General features: G+C 50.2%; 17 protein-coding genes. 16 read left to right on the top strand and 1 reads right to left on the bottom strand.

Annotated features, from left to right (window positions below; genetic code table 11):
* Window positions 1-5 precede the first annotated feature (5 nt).
* On the bottom strand, window positions 6-551 hold the full coding sequence (locus KVT34_RS11740) for a DUF6022 family protein (protein ID WP_217558802.1): 546 nt from the start codon (window positions 549-551) through the stop codon (window positions 6-8).
* A 276-nt stretch (window positions 552-827) separates the two neighbouring features.
* On the opposite strand from KVT34_RS11740, the gene KVT34_RS11735 reads away from it, so the two are divergent.
* From KVT34_RS11735 to KVT34_RS11660, 16 genes are all read left to right on the top strand, one after another.
* Entirely contained in the window at window positions 828-1,832 is a 1,005-nt protein-coding gene (locus tag KVT34_RS11735) for an iron-hydroxamate ABC transporter substrate-binding protein (RefSeq protein WP_254634785.1), read from the top strand.
* A gap of 155 nt (window positions 1,833-1,987) precedes the next feature.
* The gene (locus KVT34_RS11730; RefSeq protein WP_254634784.1) at window positions 1,988-2,641 is read left to right on the top strand and encodes a TetR/AcrR family transcriptional regulator; all 654 of its coding nucleotides are present in this window, start codon (window positions 1,988-1,990) and stop codon (window positions 2,639-2,641) included.
* 71 nt (window positions 2,642-2,712) lie between these two features.
* Window positions 2,713-3,306: an NAD(P)H-dependent oxidoreductase gene (locus KVT34_RS11725; RefSeq protein ID WP_217559290.1), complete on the top strand. Its 594-nt coding sequence runs from the start codon at window positions 2,713-2,715 to the stop codon at window positions 3,304-3,306.
* 124 nt (window positions 3,307-3,430) lie between these two features.
* On the top strand, window positions 3,431-4,495 hold the full coding sequence (locus KVT34_RS11720) for a suppressor of fused domain protein (protein WP_217558801.1): 1,065 nt from the start codon (window positions 3,431-3,433) through the stop codon (window positions 4,493-4,495).
* A gap of 938 nt (window positions 4,496-5,433) precedes the next feature.
* Complete coding sequence (locus tag KVT34_RS11715; protein WP_217558799.1) at window positions 5,434-6,690, top strand: DegT/DnrJ/EryC1/StrS aminotransferase family protein; 1,257 nt, start codon at window positions 5,434-5,436, stop codon at window positions 6,688-6,690.
* 29 nt (window positions 6,691-6,719) lie between these two features.
* Window positions 6,720-7,472 carry a radical SAM/SPASM domain-containing protein gene (locus tag KVT34_RS11710; protein WP_217558798.1) on the top strand — a complete coding sequence of 251 codons (753 nt, stop codon included), beginning with the start codon at window positions 6,720-6,722 and terminating at the stop codon, window positions 7,470-7,472.
* Between the two features lie 18 nt (window positions 7,473-7,490).
* A complete protein-coding gene (locus KVT34_RS11705) occupies window positions 7,491-8,729 on the top strand; it encodes a glycosyltransferase (protein WP_217558797.1) in 1,239 nt (412 codons plus the stop codon).
* Complete coding sequence (locus tag KVT34_RS11700) at window positions 8,719-10,533, top strand: Neamine phosphoribosyltransferase (protein WP_217558796.1); 1,815 nt, start codon at window positions 8,719-8,721, stop codon at window positions 10,531-10,533. Before KVT34_RS11705 ends, KVT34_RS11700 begins: the two co-directional genes overlap by 11 nt.
* Window positions 10,534-10,579: 46 nt before the next feature.
* Window positions 10,580-14,254, top strand: a complete 3,675-nt coding sequence (locus KVT34_RS11695; RefSeq protein WP_217558795.1) for a hypothetical protein — start codon at window positions 10,580-10,582, stop codon at window positions 14,252-14,254.
* 41 nt (window positions 14,255-14,295) lie between these two features.
* A complete protein-coding gene (locus KVT34_RS11690) occupies window positions 14,296-15,594 on the top strand; it encodes an aminotransferase class III-fold pyridoxal phosphate-dependent enzyme (protein WP_217558794.1) in 1,299 nt (432 codons plus the stop codon).
* A gap of 2 nt (window positions 15,595-15,596) precedes the next feature.
* Window positions 15,597-16,703, top strand: coding sequence for a 2-deoxy-scyllo-inosose synthase (locus KVT34_RS11685; RefSeq protein ID WP_217558793.1), 1,107 nt, complete (start codon window positions 15,597-15,599; stop codon window positions 16,701-16,703).
* A gap of 2 nt (window positions 16,704-16,705) precedes the next feature.
* Window positions 16,706-17,533 (top strand): PIG-L deacetylase family protein, encoded by an 828-nt coding sequence (locus KVT34_RS11680; protein WP_217558791.1) that lies wholly within the window; start codon window positions 16,706-16,708, stop codon window positions 17,531-17,533.
* 22 nt (window positions 17,534-17,555) lie between these two features.
* Entirely contained in the window at window positions 17,556-18,605 is a 1,050-nt protein-coding gene (locus KVT34_RS11675; RefSeq protein WP_217558790.1) for a zinc-dependent alcohol dehydrogenase, read from the top strand.
* 11 nt (window positions 18,606-18,616) lie between these two features.
* Window positions 18,617-19,315 carry an SDR family oxidoreductase gene (locus tag KVT34_RS11670; protein ID WP_217558789.1) on the top strand — a complete coding sequence of 233 codons (699 nt, stop codon included), beginning with the start codon at window positions 18,617-18,619 and terminating at the stop codon, window positions 19,313-19,315.
* A gap of 73 nt (window positions 19,316-19,388) precedes the next feature.
* The gene (locus tag KVT34_RS11665; RefSeq protein WP_217558788.1) at window positions 19,389-19,808 is read left to right on the top strand and encodes a gamma-glutamylcyclotransferase family protein; all 420 of its coding nucleotides are present in this window, start codon (window positions 19,389-19,391) and stop codon (window positions 19,806-19,808) included.
* Window positions 19,789-20,697, top strand: a complete 909-nt coding sequence (locus tag KVT34_RS11660) for a BtrH N-terminal domain-containing protein (protein ID WP_217558787.1) — start codon at window positions 19,789-19,791, stop codon at window positions 20,695-20,697. Before KVT34_RS11665 ends, KVT34_RS11660 begins: the two co-directional genes overlap by 20 nt.
* The last annotated feature ends 72 nt before the right edge of the window (window positions 20,698-20,769 follow it).

Here is a 20,769-nt window from a genome sequence, read left to right as displayed (position 1 = left end):
CTTGTTTACTGCTCCAGGCTGCGCAAATAATTTTCATACTCGACGCTGAATTCGAGCGCCTGTTTGAAATCGGCGGACATGCGGGACAAGGCTTCTACGATTTCTTCCTGCCCCGTCTCGGTAAGGGCGATAATTCCCGGCTGGCGGGGAATACGGAATCGGGTATGGTCATGGTAAGTAATGGTGACAATTGTTCCGATCGGAGGACCCTCGGTTGGATGAAGCGTACTCCACATCCAGCGCTCCTGATCGCTTTGGTCCGGATTCCATCCCCATTCGCGGGAAATATCGAAATTACCCGGCAGGCGGGGTTCCGGCCGCAATCCGGCTTCATTCAGCTGACGGTGGACCGGCAGGAGGAGCAGGTTCAAGTACGTTCCGTAAGCCGGATCTCCTGCTTCCGCGTAAGCCTTCAGCAGCCGGTCGTTTTCTTTAACCAGAATTTCCTGCCAGTTCTCGCGAACATGAGATTCGATGAAAGCGGCAACGGCCCCGATCTTGTTGTGCGGCTGTTCTTTCAAAAAATCGCTTAATGCTTTGGTAGTAGGCATGTGAGGCGTGAACTCCCTTCGCGTTAACCATTTTTTGGAATACAAGTTCATCTTACAACATGCATGCAAATGGTAAGCTTGCCTTCACAAAACAGGCTGCTGAAGCCGTTTGAGGCGCGAAACTTTAGCAAGTGCTTTAAGCGGGTAGATGATTATGTGACAGCTAATCCGAATTCCTTTTTGAATAGAGCATGGGCAAAATAGTTTGCCAGACTCTGGAACACATGCTATATTGATAATGATTATCAATATCATCTAGAAGTGGAGTGAATTCAGTTGCGCAAATCTGTTCGATCTTATCCTTTATTGGTTTTTATTTTGCTGTTTACTATGATTCTCGGCGGCTGCGGCCAAACGGCGGGAAATGCGGGGGGTTCGTCCGGAGAAGCGGAGAAAGCAGGCGCCGCAGCCCTTCCGTCAGGCAACAAGGAATCTTCGGACAAAGGGGAGACGGTTACCTTCCACGCGGCCAACGGAGACATTCAAGTGCCCAAAAATCCGAAACGGATCGTGGATACGACCAGTTTTTACACCGGTTATTTTCTCGCGATAGGGGTTAAGCCGGTCGGAATTTCAGAAGGAGCGATGGACAATCCCTACTTTAAAAATAGGCTGGACGGTGTCCGCAGCATCGGCAAGGAACCTTCGCCGGAGAGCATTCTCGAGCTGAATCCGGACCTGATCGTTACCTTCACAGGAACGAAGGATATCGATAAACTGGAACAAATCGCCCCGGTCGTCGCCATTGATTACGGCAAAAAAAATTACAAAGATCAGCTGCTTGAATTCGGTAAACTGACCGGCAAAGAAGACAAGGCGAAAGAATGGGTCGACCGGTGGGAGAAAAAAATCAGCGATCTGAAGCCGCAGATCCAAGCCGCCGTAGGCAACAAAACGGTATCCATCCTAAATCCGTATGCCAAAGGGTTGTACGTATTCGGGCACAATTATGGACGCGGCGGCGAAATCATTTACGGGGAATTCGGCCTGAAAGCTCCGCCGGAAGCGCAAAAAGCCGCCATTGACAGCGGAACAGGCTGGGCATCCATTTCACTGGAGAAGCTCCCGGAGTTCACGGGTGACATTGTATTCACTTGTCCGTGGTCCGGCGATACAAGCGATCCCGGCAAGGTGTATGAGAATCCGGTATGGAAAGGCTTGCCTGCGGTGAAAAAAGGACATGTCTTCCAGCTCAATCCGAAGGGCGACACGTTTAATGATCCGGTATCGCTTGAAGCGGGGCTGAAATTCATATCGGAAAGTCTGCTTTCCGTAAAATAACCGCACACATCCGTGTGAGACGGCAATACACCTGATAACCGGCAGACTGGCGGTTGTCGGGTGTATGCTTGCCTGAGCGGAGGCCGGTTGACAACACCGTTTTATTTTTTCTATAATGGCAGGGATTTTAAAGACGGAACTAAAGGTGAAGCGGCATGTCTCCACGTACCAAAGAACAGAACGAAGCGATCCGGAATCAGCGCAAACAAGAGGTGCTGCAGGCGGCTATTCAGGTCTATGTCGACAAAGGCTATGCGGCGGCCGAAATGGGGGATATAGCGGATCGGGCGGGACTCGCTCACGGTCTCGTTTATTATTATTTCAAAAACAAGAAAGCATTGTTCCGCGAGCTTTACGAAACCATGATGGAAGAATCCAAACGCTTTACGAAGTCTTATTTTGAGCAAGAGGGGTCCGTGGCAGACCTGTTTGAGGGTTACGCACGGGTCGTCTGCGATCGGGTCCGGGTTAATCCCGTGATTCCGCGTTTTTACATGCGGGTTAGTTTGGATGTGCATCATTTGTATACGCCGGATGAATTCTCTCCGTTTGAGTGGGTGAAAAGCTTTTTGCAGGAGATGACTCAGGCCATTGAAAAAGGGATCGGAGAAGGCACGATTCGGCCGGGTAATTCCGATCTGATGGCGAGACAGTTCTGGGGAGCGGTGTCGCAAGGGATGAATTACTTGGATCAGTCCCAGCAGGAATGGATGGCAAACGGCATGACGGAGACGGACAAGAAGGAGCAATGGGAGAAGGCATTGAATCAGGTGGTGGAATCGTCTGTTGCCATGTTAAGAGTGCGCTAATTTTTTTTACTTTTAATATTGACTTGTAACTCAATCAAAAATAAAATAGGGGAAAGGAGAGTGATGTTTGTCTGAAAACGTTAGTCGTCGTGGCTCATCCGAATTTGCAAAAGTCCCGTGTCAACAAACGTTGGGTGGAGGAATTGAGGAAACATTCCGGCGAGGTTACCGTGCATGAACTGTACGGCGAGTATCCGCAGAAGGTATTGGATATCGGGCGGGAGCAGGCTTTACTGGCGGAATGCGAACGTCTCGTGCTGCAGTTTCCGCTTCAATGGTACAGCACTCCGCCGCTTCTGAAGCAGTGGCTCGATGAAGTGTTCACAATGACGTGGCTGTTCGGTCCGGGTGGTAAAGCCGTTGCCGGAAAAGAACTCCTGCTCGCCATTTCTATCGGAGGGGCGGAGGAGACTTATGAGGCAGGCGGCTTGATCGGGTACACGATCAGTGAATTGACCCGCCCTCTGCAAGCTTTTGCCAATCAGATCGGCATGACGATGCTTCCGCACTTCAATTTTCACGGTGCGAATCAGGCGGCGGACGAACAGATCGAGAGCAGCGCGGTGCGATATGTCCGGCATATCTTGACTCCCGAGCTTGATCCCCGGATTGCCCGGGCGAGAATGCTTAATGAGATGAAACAGAAGATGCAGGCTTCCCTGTAAAATGCAAAGCCGACGCTCCTCACACGAGGAACTTCGGCTTATGTGACGTTCGGATTCCGGGAGGGTATAATAAGAATGGTTTGTACCAAACAGACACATGGTGAGAACTCGGGAGGAATCGGACATGAGCACAGAACCGAATACGGCGGGCTGGGACGCCATTGACAAGGAATTCGTAAAGCTTTACGGAGATCAAGAGCCGAAACATTACGGTACTCTTATCTCCTATGCGCTCGGAGGACCGGATCCGCTGGACGGAATCAGTGCGTACAAAACGGACGAGCCTGTCCCGCATTGGCATTTCGTAACGTACGGATTTTCGGAACTTTACGATAAAGAATCCGACAATCCGGAAGAGAGCGGTTACGGATTCGAACTGACGTTTCGGCTGGATCGCGGGACGGAAGAGGAAGAGCCTCCAGCTTGGGCGATCAACCTGCTGCAAAATATGGGCAGATACGTATTCAACAGCGGCAATATTTTTCGGTCGGGCGATTACATGGACGCTAACGGTCCGATCTGCCTCGGTTCCGATACCCGGCTGACCGCTCTCGCTTTCATCCGGGACCCGGAGCTTCCCGCAATCGATACGCCTAACGGACGGGTGGAGTTTATCCAGATGGTCGGAATCACGAGAGACGAGCTGGAAGCCATGCAAACCTGGAATACGCTTGGTATGCTGTCCGCATGTTTGCCGTATATGCCAAAGTACATAACGAATTTATCGCGGGATTCCCTGCTTAAAGTGGAAGTTGTTACCGAAGCGGCCGAGAAAGGAATGCGGGAAGACGGCTCCAATACCGGCTTCCTGTTTGTGGATCAGCTTGAGTGGGAGCCGGGTAAAAAAAGCTGGATGAGAAAAACTACTCCCGCAGTGCTGACGCTGGGGGCCAAACAAGCCGGCATTATCGGCAAGCTGCTGCAAGGGCGGATTTTGAAAGGAAAAGACCTCACTCTCGTGGGACCGGAAGCCCGCGTGATCTTGAAAGCGGGAGAAGAGCCGGAGTTTGCGGCGGGAGAAGGCGAGGTCCGGATCATTCTCAATGAGCAGGCTGCCGGCGAGCTGAGCAGAGGCTTAGTGCCTAAGAAAAGCGTGCTTGAGATTCCGTCTTTGCAGGGAATGGTAATTCGTATCGTGAAAACCGACATTAAGGACAGCGAAGGAAACGTAGTGGAAGTTATCGGCTGATTTGAGGCAGCCCTCCCTCCGAACTTGGGGATTCTTCGCGTGAGGAGGGGAAGCTGCTGACGTAACGGTGATCTTGTCGAATTTTGGCGGCGGTGTTGGGAATCAAGTTTCCTTGATTGGCAGACGGACGATGAACGCGGACAAGAGGAAAGGCTGATAGGCTGCTGCGAAGCGGCCTTTTTGCCGATCAAGGGACAGGCTGCCGCGAACCGGTGGCGTTCAGTGCAGCGGCTGAGCGGAGGAGATCGGAGAGATTCTGAATTCGCTGCAAATTCAGGATTAACGGACTATATCGCGCGGAGATCAGGGCCCGGAAACGGGCTCTTTTTTTGTCGAAAAGTAAAGTAAAAACGGTTCCTTACGAAGGGGGGATACGGTCCCCATTTGTGAAGGGGCCGTTTTTTGTGCGGCTGAGAATACAGGAGATACCGCAGGTCTTAGGAGCGTGCAGGGCGAACGGCTCTACCCGCTTCTTATCCGAAATGAACCTGTGCACCTGTGCAGCGGAATTTCACGGATGTATGACCCTGCATATCATGCGTTGAGACTATAGGCAGCTAATTTTTTAACGGTTATTGTCATAAAATGCCGATTAAGGAACCGGCAAGCGTTAGGTACGAAAGAAGCAGAAGAGGATGACCGCGCTGAAAGTTCAGACCTAGTCGTTGTGACTCCAGCCTTATTTCCTGCAAAAGGAGCAACCGAAACACGGATTGTGCGTAATAAGAAAAAAACCAAAAATAGGTAAATTTGAACTATTTATGGTTTATATCTCATTCTTTTTACCTCTAAAACAAAATTAATAAAACCAGTTAATTTCCAAAAATGGGAGTTGACATTTAATTTTGGTAATTATAGGATGTAAATGTATCCATAAATAACACATTATGGAAACTAAAGTCGATTAATAAACTTTAAATATCCAAAGGAGAGTTATCATGACCATTCCATTTGACCAGTGGCCAGAATGGCCTCAACACTCCGATCGTACCCGCAGGAAAATTGAAGAAGTGTTTCAGTCGAACAGATGGGCGATAAGCGGATATTGGACGGGAGAGGAAAGCATGGAACGGAAGTTCGCAAAAGCTTTTGCGGATTTCAACGGGGTTCCTTACTGTGTACCGACGACGAGCGGCTCCACGGCTTTAATGCTTGCGCTTGAAGCGCTCGGAATAGGTGAAGGAGACGAAGTCATCGTTCCCAGCCTGACTTGGATTGCAACCGCTACCGCCGTATTAAACGTGAATGCGCTTCCTGTTTTTGTGGATGTCGAAGAGGATACTTATTGTATCGATCCGCAATTGATCAAATCGGCCATTACGGATAAAACGAAAGCCATAATCCCCGTCCATTTGTTCGGTAGTATGGCGAATATGGATGAAATAAGCGAAATTGCGCAAGAACACAATCTTTTTGTGATTGAAGACTGCGCGCAAAGCCACGGTTCCGTGTGGAACGGCCAGCGTGCCGGTACGATAGGAGATATAGGGGCGTTCAGCTGTCAGCAGGGCAAAGTGCTAACGGCCGGAGAAGGGGGGATTATCGTGACGAAGAATCCCCGTTTTTTTGAACTCATCCAACAATTGAGAGCGGATTCCAGGGTGTATTGCGAGGATTCCTCCGAATTGATGCACGGCGACATGCAGCTGGTCAAAAAAGGGGACATTCAAGGCTCCAACTATTGCTTGTCCGAATTTCAATCGGCCATCCTTCTGGATCAACTGCAGGAGCTCGATGACAAGAACGCGATCCGGGAAAAGAACGCCATGTTCTTAAACGATGCCTTAAGGAAAATTGACGGCATTGAAGTGATGAAGCGTCCTCCTCAAGTCAGCAGACAAACGTATTACGGGTATGTATTCCGGTTCGATCCGGTGAAATTCGGCGGGTTGAATGCGGATCAGTTCTGCGAAATTCTTCGCGAAAAGCTCAATATGGGGACGTTTTACCTGCACCCGCCGTACCTCCCCGTACACAAAAATCCGTTGTTCTGCCCTTGGACAAAGAACCGTTATTTGAAATCGGTCCGTAAGACAGAAGCTTTTTGGAGAGGGCTTCACTATCCGGTCTCCGAACGGGCTTCCGAGCAATCCATCGTTATCCACCATGCTATTTTACTGGCCGAACCCTCGCAACTGTCGCTTCTGGTCGATGCCGTAGCCGAACTTGCCCGGAAATTTTGCGTGACTCATTAACGAAGGATGATTAGCGAGGAGGAATTGGGATGGATAAGCTGTTTTCGATGATCGAAGTGGAAGTCAATTCTCAATGCAACCGCACGTGCTGGTACTGCCCCAACAGTGTGTCCCAGCGTAAAGAGAACGGAGAGATGGACCCCGCCTTGTATAAAACGCTGATGGAACAGTTAAGCTCGCTGGATTTTGCGGGACGCATTTCGTTTCACTTTTACGGAGAACCGCTTTTGTGCAAAAATCTCGATCTGTTTGTGGGCATGACTTCGGAATATATTCCTAGAGCAAGGCCCATTATTTACACAAACGGCGATTTTCTTACCGAAAAACGGTTAAAGACTTTGACGGAACTGGGTATTCAAAAGTTCATTGTGACCCAGCATGCCGGAGCCAAGCACAAATTCAGAGGCGTTTACGATCAACTGGCGGGAGCGGACAAAGAAAAAGTGGTCTATCTCGATCATTCGGATCTGATTCTATCCAATCGGGGCGGGATTCTGGAAAACATTCCCCAAGCTTCGAATGCCAACATGTCGTGTATGGTGCCCTCCAATCTGGTCGTCGTTACCGTTTTGGGGAATGTGCTGCCGTGCTTTGAAGATTTCAATCAAAAGATGGTTATGGGCAATATCGGCGAGCATCATATTTCGGATATCTGGCATAATGAGAAATTCACCTATTTCCGGAAATTGCTAAAAGAAGGGCATAGGGGCAAATCGGATCTATGCAAAAATTGCAACAATGTCAGTGTGCAGACAGAAGATCAGTACGATTATGTGCTGTAACGAAGAGGGGGTGTTCGTTTGAATATTTTGCGGCTTACCCCTCATTACTATTTTGAGACTACCGAATGGCCGAGCCGGTTTGATCCGATGGGCGGCATGCAGGTTCAAATCACTAATTTGACGGAATGGCTGGCCGATCAAGGGGTCCGGCAGGATGTACTCACAACCGGCATTCCAGGCATCCCGCGAACCTTGAGCCTTCGGGAGCGGTTGACCGTTCATTCCGTCCGTTTTATGACGCTGCCCTTTAAATCCAGTCAAACGGGAACGCTGTTTCTCGATCAGAGCTGGTTCATGGGGGCCGTCAAATGGATCGTTCTGAACGGAAAAAAGAAGAACTACGATGCGATTCATGTCCATGCAAGCGGTGTGGTATGGCCGCTGCTCGCCGGAATGTTCGCGCAGAAATTTTTAAAAAAGCCTTTGATTTTAACGATTCATTGCAGCCGGATATTTACATACAAGCCCATGAATAAGTGGGATCAGTTCGTACACGATTTTGTTAAATCCGTGGAACTAAAGAGCATTAAACTCAGCCATAAAGCCGTCGTTCTTACGGATAAGAGGCTGGACAGCTACAACCGTCTCCTGGAGGATTCGTCGAAAGTGACGGCGATCAGCGACTGTATCGGATCGAATCATCTCAGTCATTCCATCGATTGTTCCTTTTGCAGCCGGTTAAAAACCGAGCTTCTCGGCAAAAAAACGGTTTTGTTTCTGGGCAGAATCGCACACGAGAAAGGTTGGACAACCTTTGTAAGCGTTGCGAAAGAGCTTGCGGACAAAATCGGCGATTTGCAATTCATCGTGTGCGGGGACGGACCCCAGCGCGAGGCGATGGAAGAACAAATTAAAGCGGCCAATTTGCAGAACCAATTCCGTATCACCGGTTTTATTTCACATAAATTTGTTTCCTGTTATTTGCACCATGCCCAGTTGTTCCTGCTGCCCTCTCATCATGAGGAATTCGGCGGAAGCCTGATTGAAGCCGCCATTGCGGGCGTTCCGATCATCTCGACCAATAACGGAGGTCCCGCCGATATTTTCACGCACGGTGAAACCGCGATTTTAACGGACCCGAGCGACGTGTTGGGGATCGCTGACGAGGCTTATAAAATATTGACGAACGACTCCGTTGCCGAGTCCCTGCGTCTCCATTCGAGACCCGAGGTGATCAGTAAATTTTTGCCGCACTGCGTGTATCCGAATTATTTGAATTTGTACGCGTCAAAAGAGGCTGCCGTCCATGAAGGATAATCCGATCTCTTTGTTTCACGAATTGGAAAGCTATGTGAGAGGAAGCAAGGACCGCCTTCACCGTTACATGTACGCCTGTATTCTGGAGCAGCGGTTAGCGGATTTGCTCTTGCTGAACCGGTGCGGCGTACATCCTGAGGACAGCGATCGTCTGGCTGTCCGGCTGGCCTCTCAACGCAGCCTATGCGTGCAGGCTGCTTCCGACTTTGCGGAAGGTACGCAGGAGGCGCGGGGGAGTACACCGGCATGGCCGCACTACAAGGTTGCAAGATCCTCCGTTACGCCGAAAAGACCGGAGCTGCTCTCTTTAATCAGAGTGATGCAGGAGCTTCGTACCCCGGAATGCTCCGGGTATGATTTGTGCGACCTGGAGGTTTGCCGGGAGGATGCTCTGCACTGGTTGAGAGACCATGCCGATCCGTCTTCACCGCCTATTCTCATCGGCGTTCGAACCGGAGGCGCTTTCTACGCTCCGTTATGGTCATCGGCATTGCGGCAGAGGTGGGGCAGTGATGCCCTCTATCGCACAGTCCGGGCTCTGCGGAAGCCTTCGGACCCGGGCGCGTCCTTGTATTTGCCCGAGGAACTCTCGATGCTCCCGGACTCAATAGAGCCGGATACGGATATCGTGATTCTGGAAGATCAGCCGCATACGGGCGGGACTGTTCTGGAACTGGCCGGAAGACTTAGCGTGAAGTATCGGCTGAACAAGCCGGTCTGGGTTTCTTCTCCGGGCCGGTTGTTCAAAATCGAGAACGGCCGGCTTGTGAAGCTGAGCGATCGTATCCCTCTGAATGCGGCGAAAAAAAAGCGCATATGGCAGATGCTCGGCAGCTCGGAAGAAGTGGTGGAGTTTCTTCTGCCGAAGCTCGGGTTATCTGACACGCGTCCGGCGGATTTGGAAGCGGTCCCTTCGAAATCCGTGCCTCATTGGAACGATCCGATCTATCGCCATGAAGCTCCCTTCCGGATTAACCCGAAGAAAACACCGTTTTTTATCCGGCGAAAAAGTACGAATGAGCCGGTCGCATTCGCAAAATTTATCGGGAAAGATCTTTTCGGCGACTTCCAATTTCATCAACTGAAAAAGTTTGAAAAGTATTTACCCGATGTTTTAGCGTATGAGGACGGTTATGTGGTGACCAAATATGAACCGGGATTACGGGAAATGAGAGACCTGTTCGTCAACATGCCTTCAGCCGTGACAGGCGAGATTTGCCAAAATATGTCCGGTTACTGGAAAACGCTGCTTGCTTCGTGCCAAGTGAGCGGAGGTCATCCCGTTCATCCTTTAGCCGATCATTGGCAAGCTTATCTGGGAGAGATGGAGGACTTCATCGGGAGAAAGCTGCCTTCTGATCCGGATTGGTTCGAGCATAGTTTGCATACCGAATGGACTTCATCCGCCCATGTGTACACGTCCTTGCCTTACGCGAACCAGTATGGGCACTGGAGAGCGAGGCTTTCCGCCGGGCAGCGTCTGAAAACGTACCGTTTTCACGTCGATTCCACCTGGGGCGGCACTTCCAGTATCGAGGTGGAGCTGGCTTCGTTTCTTTTGGAAAACAGGGTGAGGCCCGATGATTTCATTCTGCTGGTAAATCAGGTGCAAAAAGAAGCCGAATCCTTAACCGTTGAAGCAGTCGCCGATGCCCTGCCGATCGCTTGCATCCTGCAAGTCGGGAACCTTTTAAAACAGGCGAAGGGTGAAAGCCGCTTGTCGAAAGAGCTGATTTTATCGGAAACGATGCGATCATTCGAGTATCTTCAGGCCATGAAGCCGAAGCTTTCGGATGTAAGATAAATGTCACGGTCGAACGAAATCATGTACATGCTTGAGGAGGCTTTGTATGAATAGCTTCGGAATAAAATGCGAGCGATTGTTGGAGCTGAGGAACAATGAGACGTTTACAGCGCATATTCCCCCTCTATATCCAATCGATCCTAAACCGGCCGTTGAATTCCTGGAACAATACAGCGGTACCGAGGAGGAGCTGCCGGGCCAGATGGCCCGGTACATCGAGCAGCGCGAACCATCCCGGTTCGATCAGATTAGAGAGGTTTGCGGGGATCTGCCATGGATTGTCAGAAGCTCCGGGGAAGAAGACTTAAACGAAACGACGAATGCCGGCGCATATCTCAGTTTAGTTTGCGAGCACCGGGATGACTTTTACGAAGTGCTTGCGCAGGTGATGCTCAGCGGAAGCACGGAGCACGCCAGGAACCAGAATAGACGTTTCGTGAACCGGAATTTGCATGATCACGAGCCTATTCCCGTTTTTGTCCAGCCATTAGTCCAATCAGAGCGTGCGGGGTTTCCCGTTCCTCATGATGCAACGCCTTATGTCAGGGGAGAGGATTTGCAAACGATCATCGGTCTGCTTAAAAACCTCCACAGTACCATGCCGGACTATGCGCTTGATTGCGAATGGGTAGGAGACTCGGATTTCGGAACGATTTCCATGACAAGCTTAACGGAACTTGCCGGAGGAAATCTTACGGGGCAGATTGCTTTCGGATTCGATCTTTTCTCCACGCAGCATGTGAAAGCGAACAACAGTGTCCGGTATTTGCTGCCGGGCGACGACTTGAACTTGTGGCAGGGGCATAGTTTTCAGGAAGTGAACATGCAAAGCTTGTTTCTGGTGCAGACAAGGCCGGCCAAGAATTACCGCTTGTTCCAGCCTGTCTACGAGCTGTCGGCTTCCTCCCAAAAGAAATTGGAAAAGGACGGCGCGCTTTGTCTGGATGCAAAGGAGTTCATCTCGCAGGGCGGCAAGCCGTTCTTCGGCAAATTTATTAAGGCGGTCACCTTGAACGAAGCATGGAACGCCTATCTTCAGTACACCAGCAAAGACGTTAAGGAAGATATCGCCGCCATTCTGGTGGAATTCGGTACGAGAACGGAACATGCCGGAATTATGTTTAACCAGGTCGGAATCCCGGTCATACGTATCGAGATTGCGCTTATACCGGAAAGTATGAATTATATCGTCCTCGATCCGTTTTCCCTGCAGTGCCGTTTGTACAGCCACAACAAAGAAGCGAAGGCGTTGGAGTACGGGACCAGGGAAATCATTCCCCTTCCAGACAACTGCATTCTTGTTCAGGATCGTGAAGAGAAGAAGGAGCCGGAAGCTATGGCGGTCACGGCGGACGAGTATTTCAACGAGTTGTTAAACAAGCCCTTCTTCTCGGAAAAGACGAAACAGCATTTGGCGGCCAATAGTGCCTATCCGGATTACAGCTTCATTTTTCACGGAAAAGACGGTGTCCGCTCACCGAGCTACTATGCAAATGCCGCCGATCGGTTGACGGGTGAAACGGCTCCGGCATTTTTAGAAAGCCGTGAGTGGCCGGAGGCGTCGGCGAATTATTTTCTGGCTCTGTTTCATGCGAAAAATTTGCTCAAAGACAGGAACATCGCCGCTTATTTCAAGCAGCCGGCGGAAGACTCGGGCGGGTCTAAAGAAACGCTCGTGTACTGGAAGGTGCTGCGCATCCATCCTCTGCTGGCCAAATGCAGCAGCGGGGACCGGGAAACGCTTTTGGAGCGGTTCCGTGCGGAAATGAACGCAAACTCGGCCGTTATTGAATTGCGGCTGGACGTGCTGTTTTTATTCGAGCAATACCTGGATGCCTTGTGCATTTATTCGAAGCTGGAGGAAGAGGAGCTGATCCAAAGCTTTATCGGCATTCTTTCTTCCGTGAAGGATGAAGACCTGCCGATCGTTCTGGATTTAGCCCGCAACGGGATTTTTAACGCCGGTCACCTGTGTCAGTTTTTAAAGCAGGCCACTCAGAACCGGCAATTGTTTGATCTCTACCGGAACTATTCCCTAGTCAGTAAAGAGTTTGCCGTCATTCCGTACGATTTGAGCGTCATCGGCAGATTCCCGTATTTTAACGAGGTTTTCGTCGAATTGAACAACGAGATGAATAAATACACGTCGCTCGGCGAGTTGAGCAGCTCTATTTTTCATACGGTCGTCGAAACATACGATAAATCGGCCAAAGAAATTCTTCTAAGTGTAATTGATGACGGCAGTCCGTCCTATTATGAAGCGTACCTCAGATTGCTGACCGAATGGCTCGGTTTAATTCGGCAGTTCGATAAGAACGAGAAAGTGATTCAAACCTTTCTTGAATGGATCGAAATCCAGCAAGACCGGCAAGCGGAGATCGAAGATTACTTCTTGGAAGAAATCCATTGGAAAACAAGGATAGAAGAAGCCGAGGCAGGCAATGCCGGAGACTTGTCGTTAACCAATTTGCATCAGCTTCACAACGTGCTGCACCAGTGGTCGTTACATTTGGTTCCCGCGTCCAATGGCGCCCATATGCCGGTTTTCGTCAAAGAAATGGTGGCGTTCGCCCAATCTTTTTCCGAACAGGAAAACCGATTATTGCGGATGCAAAAGGATTTTTTTGAAATCGAGCTGGCGATGTGTACGCACAAGGCAGGATTTATGTTCTACAAGCATTCCGTTTCGGTCGAATTCAGCGAGCCTCCTTCCGTGCATGACGATGAAATCGCCAGATTGTCGGCTTTTGGGTCGTTTATGAACAAATGCAACGACTGGTTCGAGGCCTATCGTTTCCGCACCCATTACGAGAAGGTAGCCGGAACCTGGACCTGTTATATGACGGTAAAATCCAGCGGAGACGGCGCTCTGAAGCAAAGCGACTACAAAACGATTTTTCACATCATCCGGTTTGTTTTGGACAGCTCGTACGATTTTTCGCACAATCCGCTTTCAGCCGTTGAGGATTTGTCCGCTCAGTTTGATGAGCCGGAATGGAAAGATATTTTCCGGAAATTGGTTGAATATCGTGTCCATTTTGACGATGAAGGGCAGTTTATCAACTTGAAATTGTTCGCCATGTCCACTTTTTTCACGTACCTGTGTCTTTCGCCGTCTCTGCGGAGCCGCCTGCTTGCCCTGTACCGGGAAGGGTTTGATCGTATGGTCGATGAGCTTGCCGTACTGGAAGACGGGATGGCAAGCGCCGGTCGTTATTCGGAATGGCTCGAGCATTATGAAGCGGCGACCTACATCGCCTTATTCCTGGCCGCTATTTATCCTCTGGAGACAGTGGGCAAGCTGGAGTCGCTGCAGGAGCGTCAGTTGACCTACGATATCGTATCCAAAAACTTGCTGAAGCACAAAGATGCCGCCGGTAAAGTTATCGAGACGCTGCCGTTCTGGGATACTGCGCTGCAATCCAGTGTGACGGATAAACTGCTGCACTATTGTCCGGCTAAATATTTGAAAACCGTTTCCTCTGTAAACGACGTGGCCAAGGAGCTCTCCAAACGGGGCAAATCGTTTAAACGCGCGAAGCAGGTTTTGCTCAATGCGTATGCGGACTCTTTGGAACCAGACATGTTACACCAATTCATCGACGACTTGCAGTATGTCCCTTATGCCGTGACCGAGGCGCAAAATAAGCAGCTGGATAAATGGCTGACGGATCCCGGGAAAAAGAGATATGACATTCAAAAAGAAATTTTGTATATCTGATCTGCCGTACCGCATGTCTTGACTAAGGAGTGAGCGATGAAATGAAACAGGATATGGTTGAAAATTCGGAAAAGCTGCTGGCTGTACTCGGTACACATATCGATTCGCCGGTCGATCCCTTCCGCAATGAAAGAGTGATGTTTTCAAAGGGAAGCGGGGCTTACTTATTCGATTACGACGGCCGTAATTATATCGACCTGATGAACGGGAAGGGCTCTATTATATTGGGCCATAACGATCCTCACCTTAACGCCGCTTTGCGGAGTTTTCTGGAGCAGGACCGGGAAATTGTGACGGGTCCGTCCAAACCGATCATCGAGCTGGCCGAACGGATCAGGAAAGACAGTGTTTTGCCGGATGCGAAAGTGTCGTTCTACGCGACCGGAACCGCCGCCTGCAGAGCGGCCGTCTATGCCGCACGGGATTACAGCGGTAAGAGAATCGTCCTCAGCTCGGGGTATCACGGCTGGGATCCCATGTGGAGGCAGCAGGGTGCCCTGCTGGAACCGAATGAGGATGGGGTGATCGAGTTCTATTTCATCCCCGAGCTATTGGAACGCGCCTTGACGGAACATAAGGATCAAGTCGCTCTGGTTCTTTTCTCGCCGGACTATACGTATTTATCGGCGTCGACGATAGAGAGAATCCTTGGCATATGCCGGGCACACGGAGTCCTGGTTTGCTGCGACGATGTGAAACAAGGCTACCGGCACCGTCAAGGGTCCTCGCTTGAGATGGTGACGACCGAGAAGGCCGACATGTACGTCTTCTCCAAAGGGTTGTCGAACGGGCACCGGATTTCATGCGTGGTAAGTACGGAAGAAATTATGGCGGAGACGAAGGAACACACGTATACGTCCTATTACCAAATGCTGCCGATCCTATCCTCACTGGAAACACTGAAAAAGATGGAAGCCGGTAAAGGCTACGATTTGATACGTTCCTACGGCCAAGCCTTGACCGGGAACTTAAAAGAGCTGTTCGCTCAATCGGCTTTGCCTATCGAAGTCAACGGAAGTTCCATTTTTCAGCTGGTATTCGGAGACGAAAAACTGGAAGAAGCGTTTTACCGGGAAGCCTTTAATCAGGGACTCATTTTATTCGAAGGTGACAACCAATCGCTTTCCCTATGCATGGACAAAGACGTCCAAGTGGACATGATTCGCAGGTTTACGAACGTTACCGATGTCTTATCGGAGCAATACAAGCACCTGAGGGGAAAAGAGGTTACGGCCGAGCAAACATTCAGAACCGCTTGGAACATGATTGACGGGGCCTCGGATTTGCTCCCCTATGAGAAACAGCTCAAACTTCTCGATAATCTGATCGGTGGGGGTTAAACATGACGACTAAACAAATTTGTTTTGCGGACCGGTGTTTTAACTTTGCATTCGGCGAACATATTTTGGAATCGATTGAAGACTATATTCCCCGGGATGAATTCGACCGGTATATCGTGATTTCGGACTCGGGGGTACCGGACTCTATCGTTCATCATGCCGCCGAGTACTTCGGCAAACTCGCCCCTGTACATATTCTTCGCTTCCAGGGAGGAGAAGAATACAAAACACTCTCAACCGTGACAGATTTGCAAGAGCAGGCAATTGCCCTGGGAGCCAATCGCAGAACCGCTATCGTAGCGGTTGGCGGAGGGTTAACGGGGAACGTTGCCGGAGTGGCGGCCGGTATGATGTTTCGCGGGATTGCGCTCATTCACGTCCCGACCACGTTTTTGGCGGCCTCCGACTCGGTTCTTTCGATCAAGCAGGCGGTCAATTTAACGAGCGGAAAGAACCTGGTCGGCTTTTATTATCCGCCCCGGTTCGTATTCGCCGATACCCGAATTTTGTCGGAATCGCCGCCCCGTCAGGTGAAAGCGGGCATGTGCGAGCTGGTAAAAAATATGCTGATCTTGGAAAACGACAACCTGGAATTTTCAGAGGATGATTTAAATTCAACCAATGTGTATTCACCGAAGCAGCTGGAGACGTTCATTAACTTCTGTATATCGGCCAAAATGTCGGTATTAAGCGAAGATATTTACGAGAAAAAGAGAGGCCTGATCTTTGAATACGGCCATACGATCGGTCATGCGATAGAACTTGCCGAGCAGGGAGGAATCACGCACGGGGAAGCCATCGCAGTGGGCATGATTTATGCCGCTAAAATAGCGAACCGGATGAACCTGCTGTCCGAGCATGATGTGTCCGCGCATTACTGGCTTTTAAATAAAATAGGGGCCTTGCAGGACATTCCGCTGAAATCGGACCCGGATTCGATTTTCCACTATTTAAACCATGATAACAAGAGAGGCTATCTTAAGCTCGATGAGGATAACCTCGGCATGATTTTACTTAACGGAGTAGGGAAGCCGGCAGTGTACAACCAATCCCTGCTTACTCCTGTCAGAAAAACGCTCATAAAAGAAGTGATCCGGGAAGGGCTGTAAGGATGAATCAAGATAAGCGTGCTTTTCTGTTTATCTCGCCACACTTCGATGATGTCGTTCTGTCGTGCGCCTCGACTTTAATGGAATTGGTGAATCAGGGGCACACCTGCAAGGTGCTGACCGTATTCGGGGGCTGCCCGTCGGTTCGCTTTCAGCCCAGCGAGATCGCCAGACAGTATGCGGCCGAGGATTTGGGACTGTTCGAGGATGAAATAGAGGGCGAGCACTTGTCCATACTCGTGGCGCGCCGCCTCCAGGAGGATCAGCGGGCATTCCGGCATCTTGCCGGGGTTCAGGTCGAAGTACTGTCCTTTCCGGATGCCATCTACCGGGAAAATAAGGGACAGCCTTATTACCGGACCGAGGAAGATTTATTCGGCATTCCGGACGAACAGGACGAAGCCGATTTTCTGCCTAAAATCGAAACCTATTTGCAGTCCTGCGATCTTGCCCGCAAATACACCTGGGTATTTCCCGCCGTCTCCAAACATGTCGATCATCAGCTTCTGACCAAAGCCGGGTTGAGACTGATGGCGCAAGGGTATCCGGTGCTTTTCTATTCCGAATTTCCGTACTGGCAGCAGGACAATGAATTTTCACAGGACGGATGGCATCAGTTGGAAGTGAGAAACAGCGTCTACATGCCGATAAAAAGAGCCGCTGTATTGGAATACAAAACGCAGCTGCTCGGATTGTTCGGCGAAGAGGCGGTAACGAAAATCAGCGGTGGCGGTGTCCTTAGCGAAACCGAGCTGTTTTGGATACAAGAAACGGATACTCAAGTTTGGCCGGCATTCCGGGCAATAAGTCCCGAACCGCTTCAAACCTGACACGATAAAAGGAGTGCTTGACATGGAAATTTTAACGTATACGGGTCCAAGTCAATTAATTGTGGAAACGGCGGAAGACTTACCTTTAAAAAGCGGCGAATGCCGGATACAGTCCCTTTATTCGGGGATCAGCCACGGGACGGAAATGGGGGCTTACAGGGGAATCGCTCCCTATTTCACAAGAGATATGGATTCCGAAACCCGGTTGTTCGAAGACCTGGCCGAAGAGCACAAAGTTAAATATCCGATCCGGAGCTGTGAGGACGATGCCTGGTTTATCGGGTATTCGAACGTGGGAAAAATTATTGAAGTGGGAGCCGATGTCGAAGGATTTTCGGTCGGGGATATCGTGTTCTCCCACGGCAGGCATCAAACGATCGTGTGCAAGCATCACAAAAAAATATTCAAACTTCCTCAAAATTTAGAACCTGAGCTCGGCATTTTCTACACAAACTTGATGACGGCTTATAACGCCGTATTGGACACGAGAATTAAAATCGGGGACGTTGTCGTCGTATCGGGACTCGGTGTAGTCGGGCAGTTAATCGCTCAATTAGCCAAACTGTCGGGCGCCACAGTCGTCGGAGTGGACCCGCTTGAGAACAGACTGAACATCGCCAAGGAAGTTGAAATCGACCATGTGTTTAATCCGAATCGGACGGATGTCGCCAAGGAAATCAGAGAGATTACGAATAACCGGGGTGCCGACGCCGTCTTTGAAGTATCCGGTCATTCAACGGCTTTGAATCAAGCGATTCGCATAGCGGCGCCGGACACGGTCATTACAGCCGTAGGCTGGTATCAGGGCGAGCAATCGGTGTTGAATCTGTCCGAAGAATTTCACCAGAACCGGATTACGATCCGCGCTTCGCAAACCCTCGGGATCGATCCTTCCATCAGCCATATGTATAACGATGCGAGAAGAAGGAATATCGGCAAAGATCTGCTGCTCAAGCTGAAGCTGAGCAACCTGATCAGCCACCGGATTCCGTTCGGCGATGCGCCGAAAGCCTATGACATGATCGATAAACATCCGCATGAAGTTCTGCAGGTCGTTCTGACCTACTCTTAAGGGGGAAGCCCATGATCGTTTTCATAACCGGCGCGAACCGCGGGCTGGGCCTGAGTCTTTGTGAGGTATTTCTGGAACGGGGACATCATGTTCTTGCCGGAGTGAGAAACAGGAACAGAGCCGAGCGGCTGCTGCCGTTAATAAGCACATACAAGGGAAAGCTGAGCATCATCCCCGTGGATGTAAGCAGCGAGGATTCAATCCGGCAAGCTTATTCCCAGATTGCCGCCGTGACGCCAAAGCTGGACGCGATTATCAATAATGCGGCCCGTGAAGGCATACGATGCAAAAAGATCCGCGAAGTGGACTTCGCGGATTTCGAAGAAACGTGGAAGACGAACGTCTTGGGTCCGATGGCCATTATCAAATATTTGAAGCCTATGATGGAAAGCAGTCCGGTCAAAAGCATCCTAAATATCAGCTCCGAGGCGGGCAGTATTTCCGAACTTCCGTTAAAAAACTACAGTTACAGTATCTCCAAAGCGGCTCTAAATATGTTTACCCGCATGCTGGAGAGAGAACTGAAGCCGGAGAACTTTAAGGTGCTTGCGGTTCACCCCGGCTGGATGAAAACCGAAATGGGGGGAGAGGACGCCCCCTACGATCCCGGTGAAATCGCCCGGCACTTGTACGAACGCCTCACGGAATCGTCCGGGAAGGAGCATGATTACAACATCGTCGATCATCTTGGAAACGCTATGCCCTTGTAAAGGAGCTCCATGTTCAAGGCGATGATCAGCCGGACGAAAGCTTTTACTAAGCGGTTTAAAGGGGAGAATTTTCATGCCCAAATTATTTGTCTACGGAACCTTACGTGAGGGAGAAAACAATCACAAGTATATGAAAGAAGCCACACTGCTTTCACGAAAGGCCAGCATAGCCGGCTCCTTGGTTGATACCGGCAACGGATATCCCGGCTTACTACTGGAAAATCAACGGGTTGCGGGCGAGTGGTATGAAGTCTCGGAAGACACGCTGAAACGGATCGATGAGCTGGAAGAGTATTTCGGCCCCGGAGATCCAAGAAACTTATTTGACCGAGTCGAATGCCAAGTAACCGAGAACGGCGGAACACATGCGGGTTGGACGTACGTTTACAACCGGGACGATTACCTGGAAACAAGGTTCTCCGACTGGAAACAATACCGGCTGCAGCATGCTTCCGGAGTAGAGGAGAAGCAAGATGTGCCTCACTCGTTATGACGAGAAATTTTTCGATTGCAGAAAATCGCAAATAATCGCTTACTTGGATTCAAACCGCGTCCCCGTCATCCCTCTCTTTTACAACAGTTATCAAAGCACAGCGGAAATTTACCGCCAGATTTTTATCGAAAATAAGAGCAAATGGAAGTATTCGGAGCCTTCCTTTTCCGATGATGATTTACTGAGAAAAGGAATTACGCCTGTTCGGACTTCGTTTCCCGATTTCCGCCAAGCTTCGGATTATTTAAAAGAGCTGCTGGCCCGGCGCAAACTCGTTTTCGTATGGGGCGACGAGTATTATCTGCCGTACCGGAAGGAAGCCTTCCATGCCATTCATTCCACTCATTCGTTTGTCGTCACGGACTATGACGGTGAGAACAAGGCGTACTACGTTGAAGATTGGGACGGGCTCTACGGATATTTGCCGGCTGCGCATGTGGAAGCGGCTTTCGACAGTCTGTCCGGGCAGATGAGGAAATTGTTGTACTTGGAACTTAATGACGAGAAAATGCGGGAAAACAAACAAGAAGATCTGGCCTTGTTCCGGCAGTGGCTGCAAGCCTTCGAGGACGACTATATCTTCTACGACCGGGTGCTGCGCGATATGCGCGATTATGAGGAAAAGCGGCTGATCTCGATGGATCACGGACTCCGTTTAATCGCCGCATCCCGGCATGTTTTCTCCAAGTTTCTTCATTATATAGATGACGCCCCGGAGGAAGCCGACCTCCTTATCCGCAACCATCAACTCGCTAACCATATCGCGACCATCGTCAGGCGGTGCATGATCGCGGGCCAGATCGATTGGGAAGGTGCAGCTAGCAAGATCCGGCAATTAAGAGAGCAGGAAACCGATTTTATGCGGAAGCTGAAGCAGCGTTACGCTTAATACGCGGGCAAACGGCCACACCGTTACGCGGAAATCGTTTCGTCAACATTATAGGACCGAAGGAGCTGAGTG

The organism is Paenibacillus sp. GbtcB18, from assembly GCF_019091125.1.
Taxonomy (GTDB): Bacteria; Bacillota; Bacilli; order Paenibacillales; family NBRC-103111; genus Paenibacillus_F; species Paenibacillus_F chitinolyticus.
The sequence above is the reverse complement of the archived record's forward strand: the minus strand, read 5'-3'. Positions and strand labels throughout refer to the sequence as shown.

Excerpts from the sequence above, each read along its gene's own strand:
- KVT34_RS11670 (WP_217558789.1), top strand. The coding sequence starts at position 18,617 with ATGATCGTTTTCATAACCGGCGCGAACCGCGGGCTGGGCCTGAGTCTT.
- KVT34_RS11685 (WP_217558793.1), top strand. The coding sequence starts at position 15,597 with ATGACGACTAAACAAATTTGTTTTGCGGACCGGTGTTTTAACTTTGCA.
- KVT34_RS11700 (WP_217558796.1), top strand. The coding sequence starts at position 8,719 with ATGAAGGATAATCCGATCTCTTTGTTTCACGAATTGGAAAGCTATGTG.
- KVT34_RS11695 (WP_217558795.1), top strand. The coding sequence starts at position 10,580 with ATGAATAGCTTCGGAATAAAATGCGAGCGATTGTTGGAGCTGAGGAAC.
- KVT34_RS11690 (WP_217558794.1), top strand. The coding sequence starts at position 14,296 with ATGAAACAGGATATGGTTGAAAATTCGGAAAAGCTGCTGGCTGTACTC.
- KVT34_RS11675 (WP_217558790.1), top strand. The coding sequence starts at position 17,556 with ATGGAAATTTTAACGTATACGGGTCCAAGTCAATTAATTGTGGAAACG.
- KVT34_RS11680 (WP_217558791.1), top strand. The coding sequence starts at position 16,706 with ATGAATCAAGATAAGCGTGCTTTTCTGTTTATCTCGCCACACTTCGAT.
- KVT34_RS11710 (WP_217558798.1), top strand. The coding sequence starts at position 6,720 with ATGGATAAGCTGTTTTCGATGATCGAAGTGGAAGTCAATTCTCAATGC.
- KVT34_RS11715 (WP_217558799.1), top strand. The coding sequence starts at position 5,434 with ATGACCATTCCATTTGACCAGTGGCCAGAATGGCCTCAACACTCCGAT.
- KVT34_RS11720 (WP_217558801.1), top strand. The coding sequence starts at position 3,431 with ATGAGCACAGAACCGAATACGGCGGGCTGGGACGCCATTGACAAGGAA.
- KVT34_RS11730 (WP_254634784.1), top strand. The coding sequence starts at position 1,988 with ATGTCTCCACGTACCAAAGAACAGAACGAAGCGATCCGGAATCAGCGC.
- KVT34_RS11660 (WP_217558787.1), top strand. The coding sequence starts at position 19,789 with ATGTGCCTCACTCGTTATGACGAGAAATTTTTCGATTGCAGAAAATCG.
- KVT34_RS11665 (WP_217558788.1), top strand. The coding sequence starts at position 19,389 with ATGCCCAAATTATTTGTCTACGGAACCTTACGTGAGGGAGAAAACAAT.
- KVT34_RS11740 (WP_217558802.1), bottom strand. The coding sequence starts at position 551 with ATGCCTACTACCAAAGCATTAAGCGATTTTTTGAAAGAACAGCCGCAC.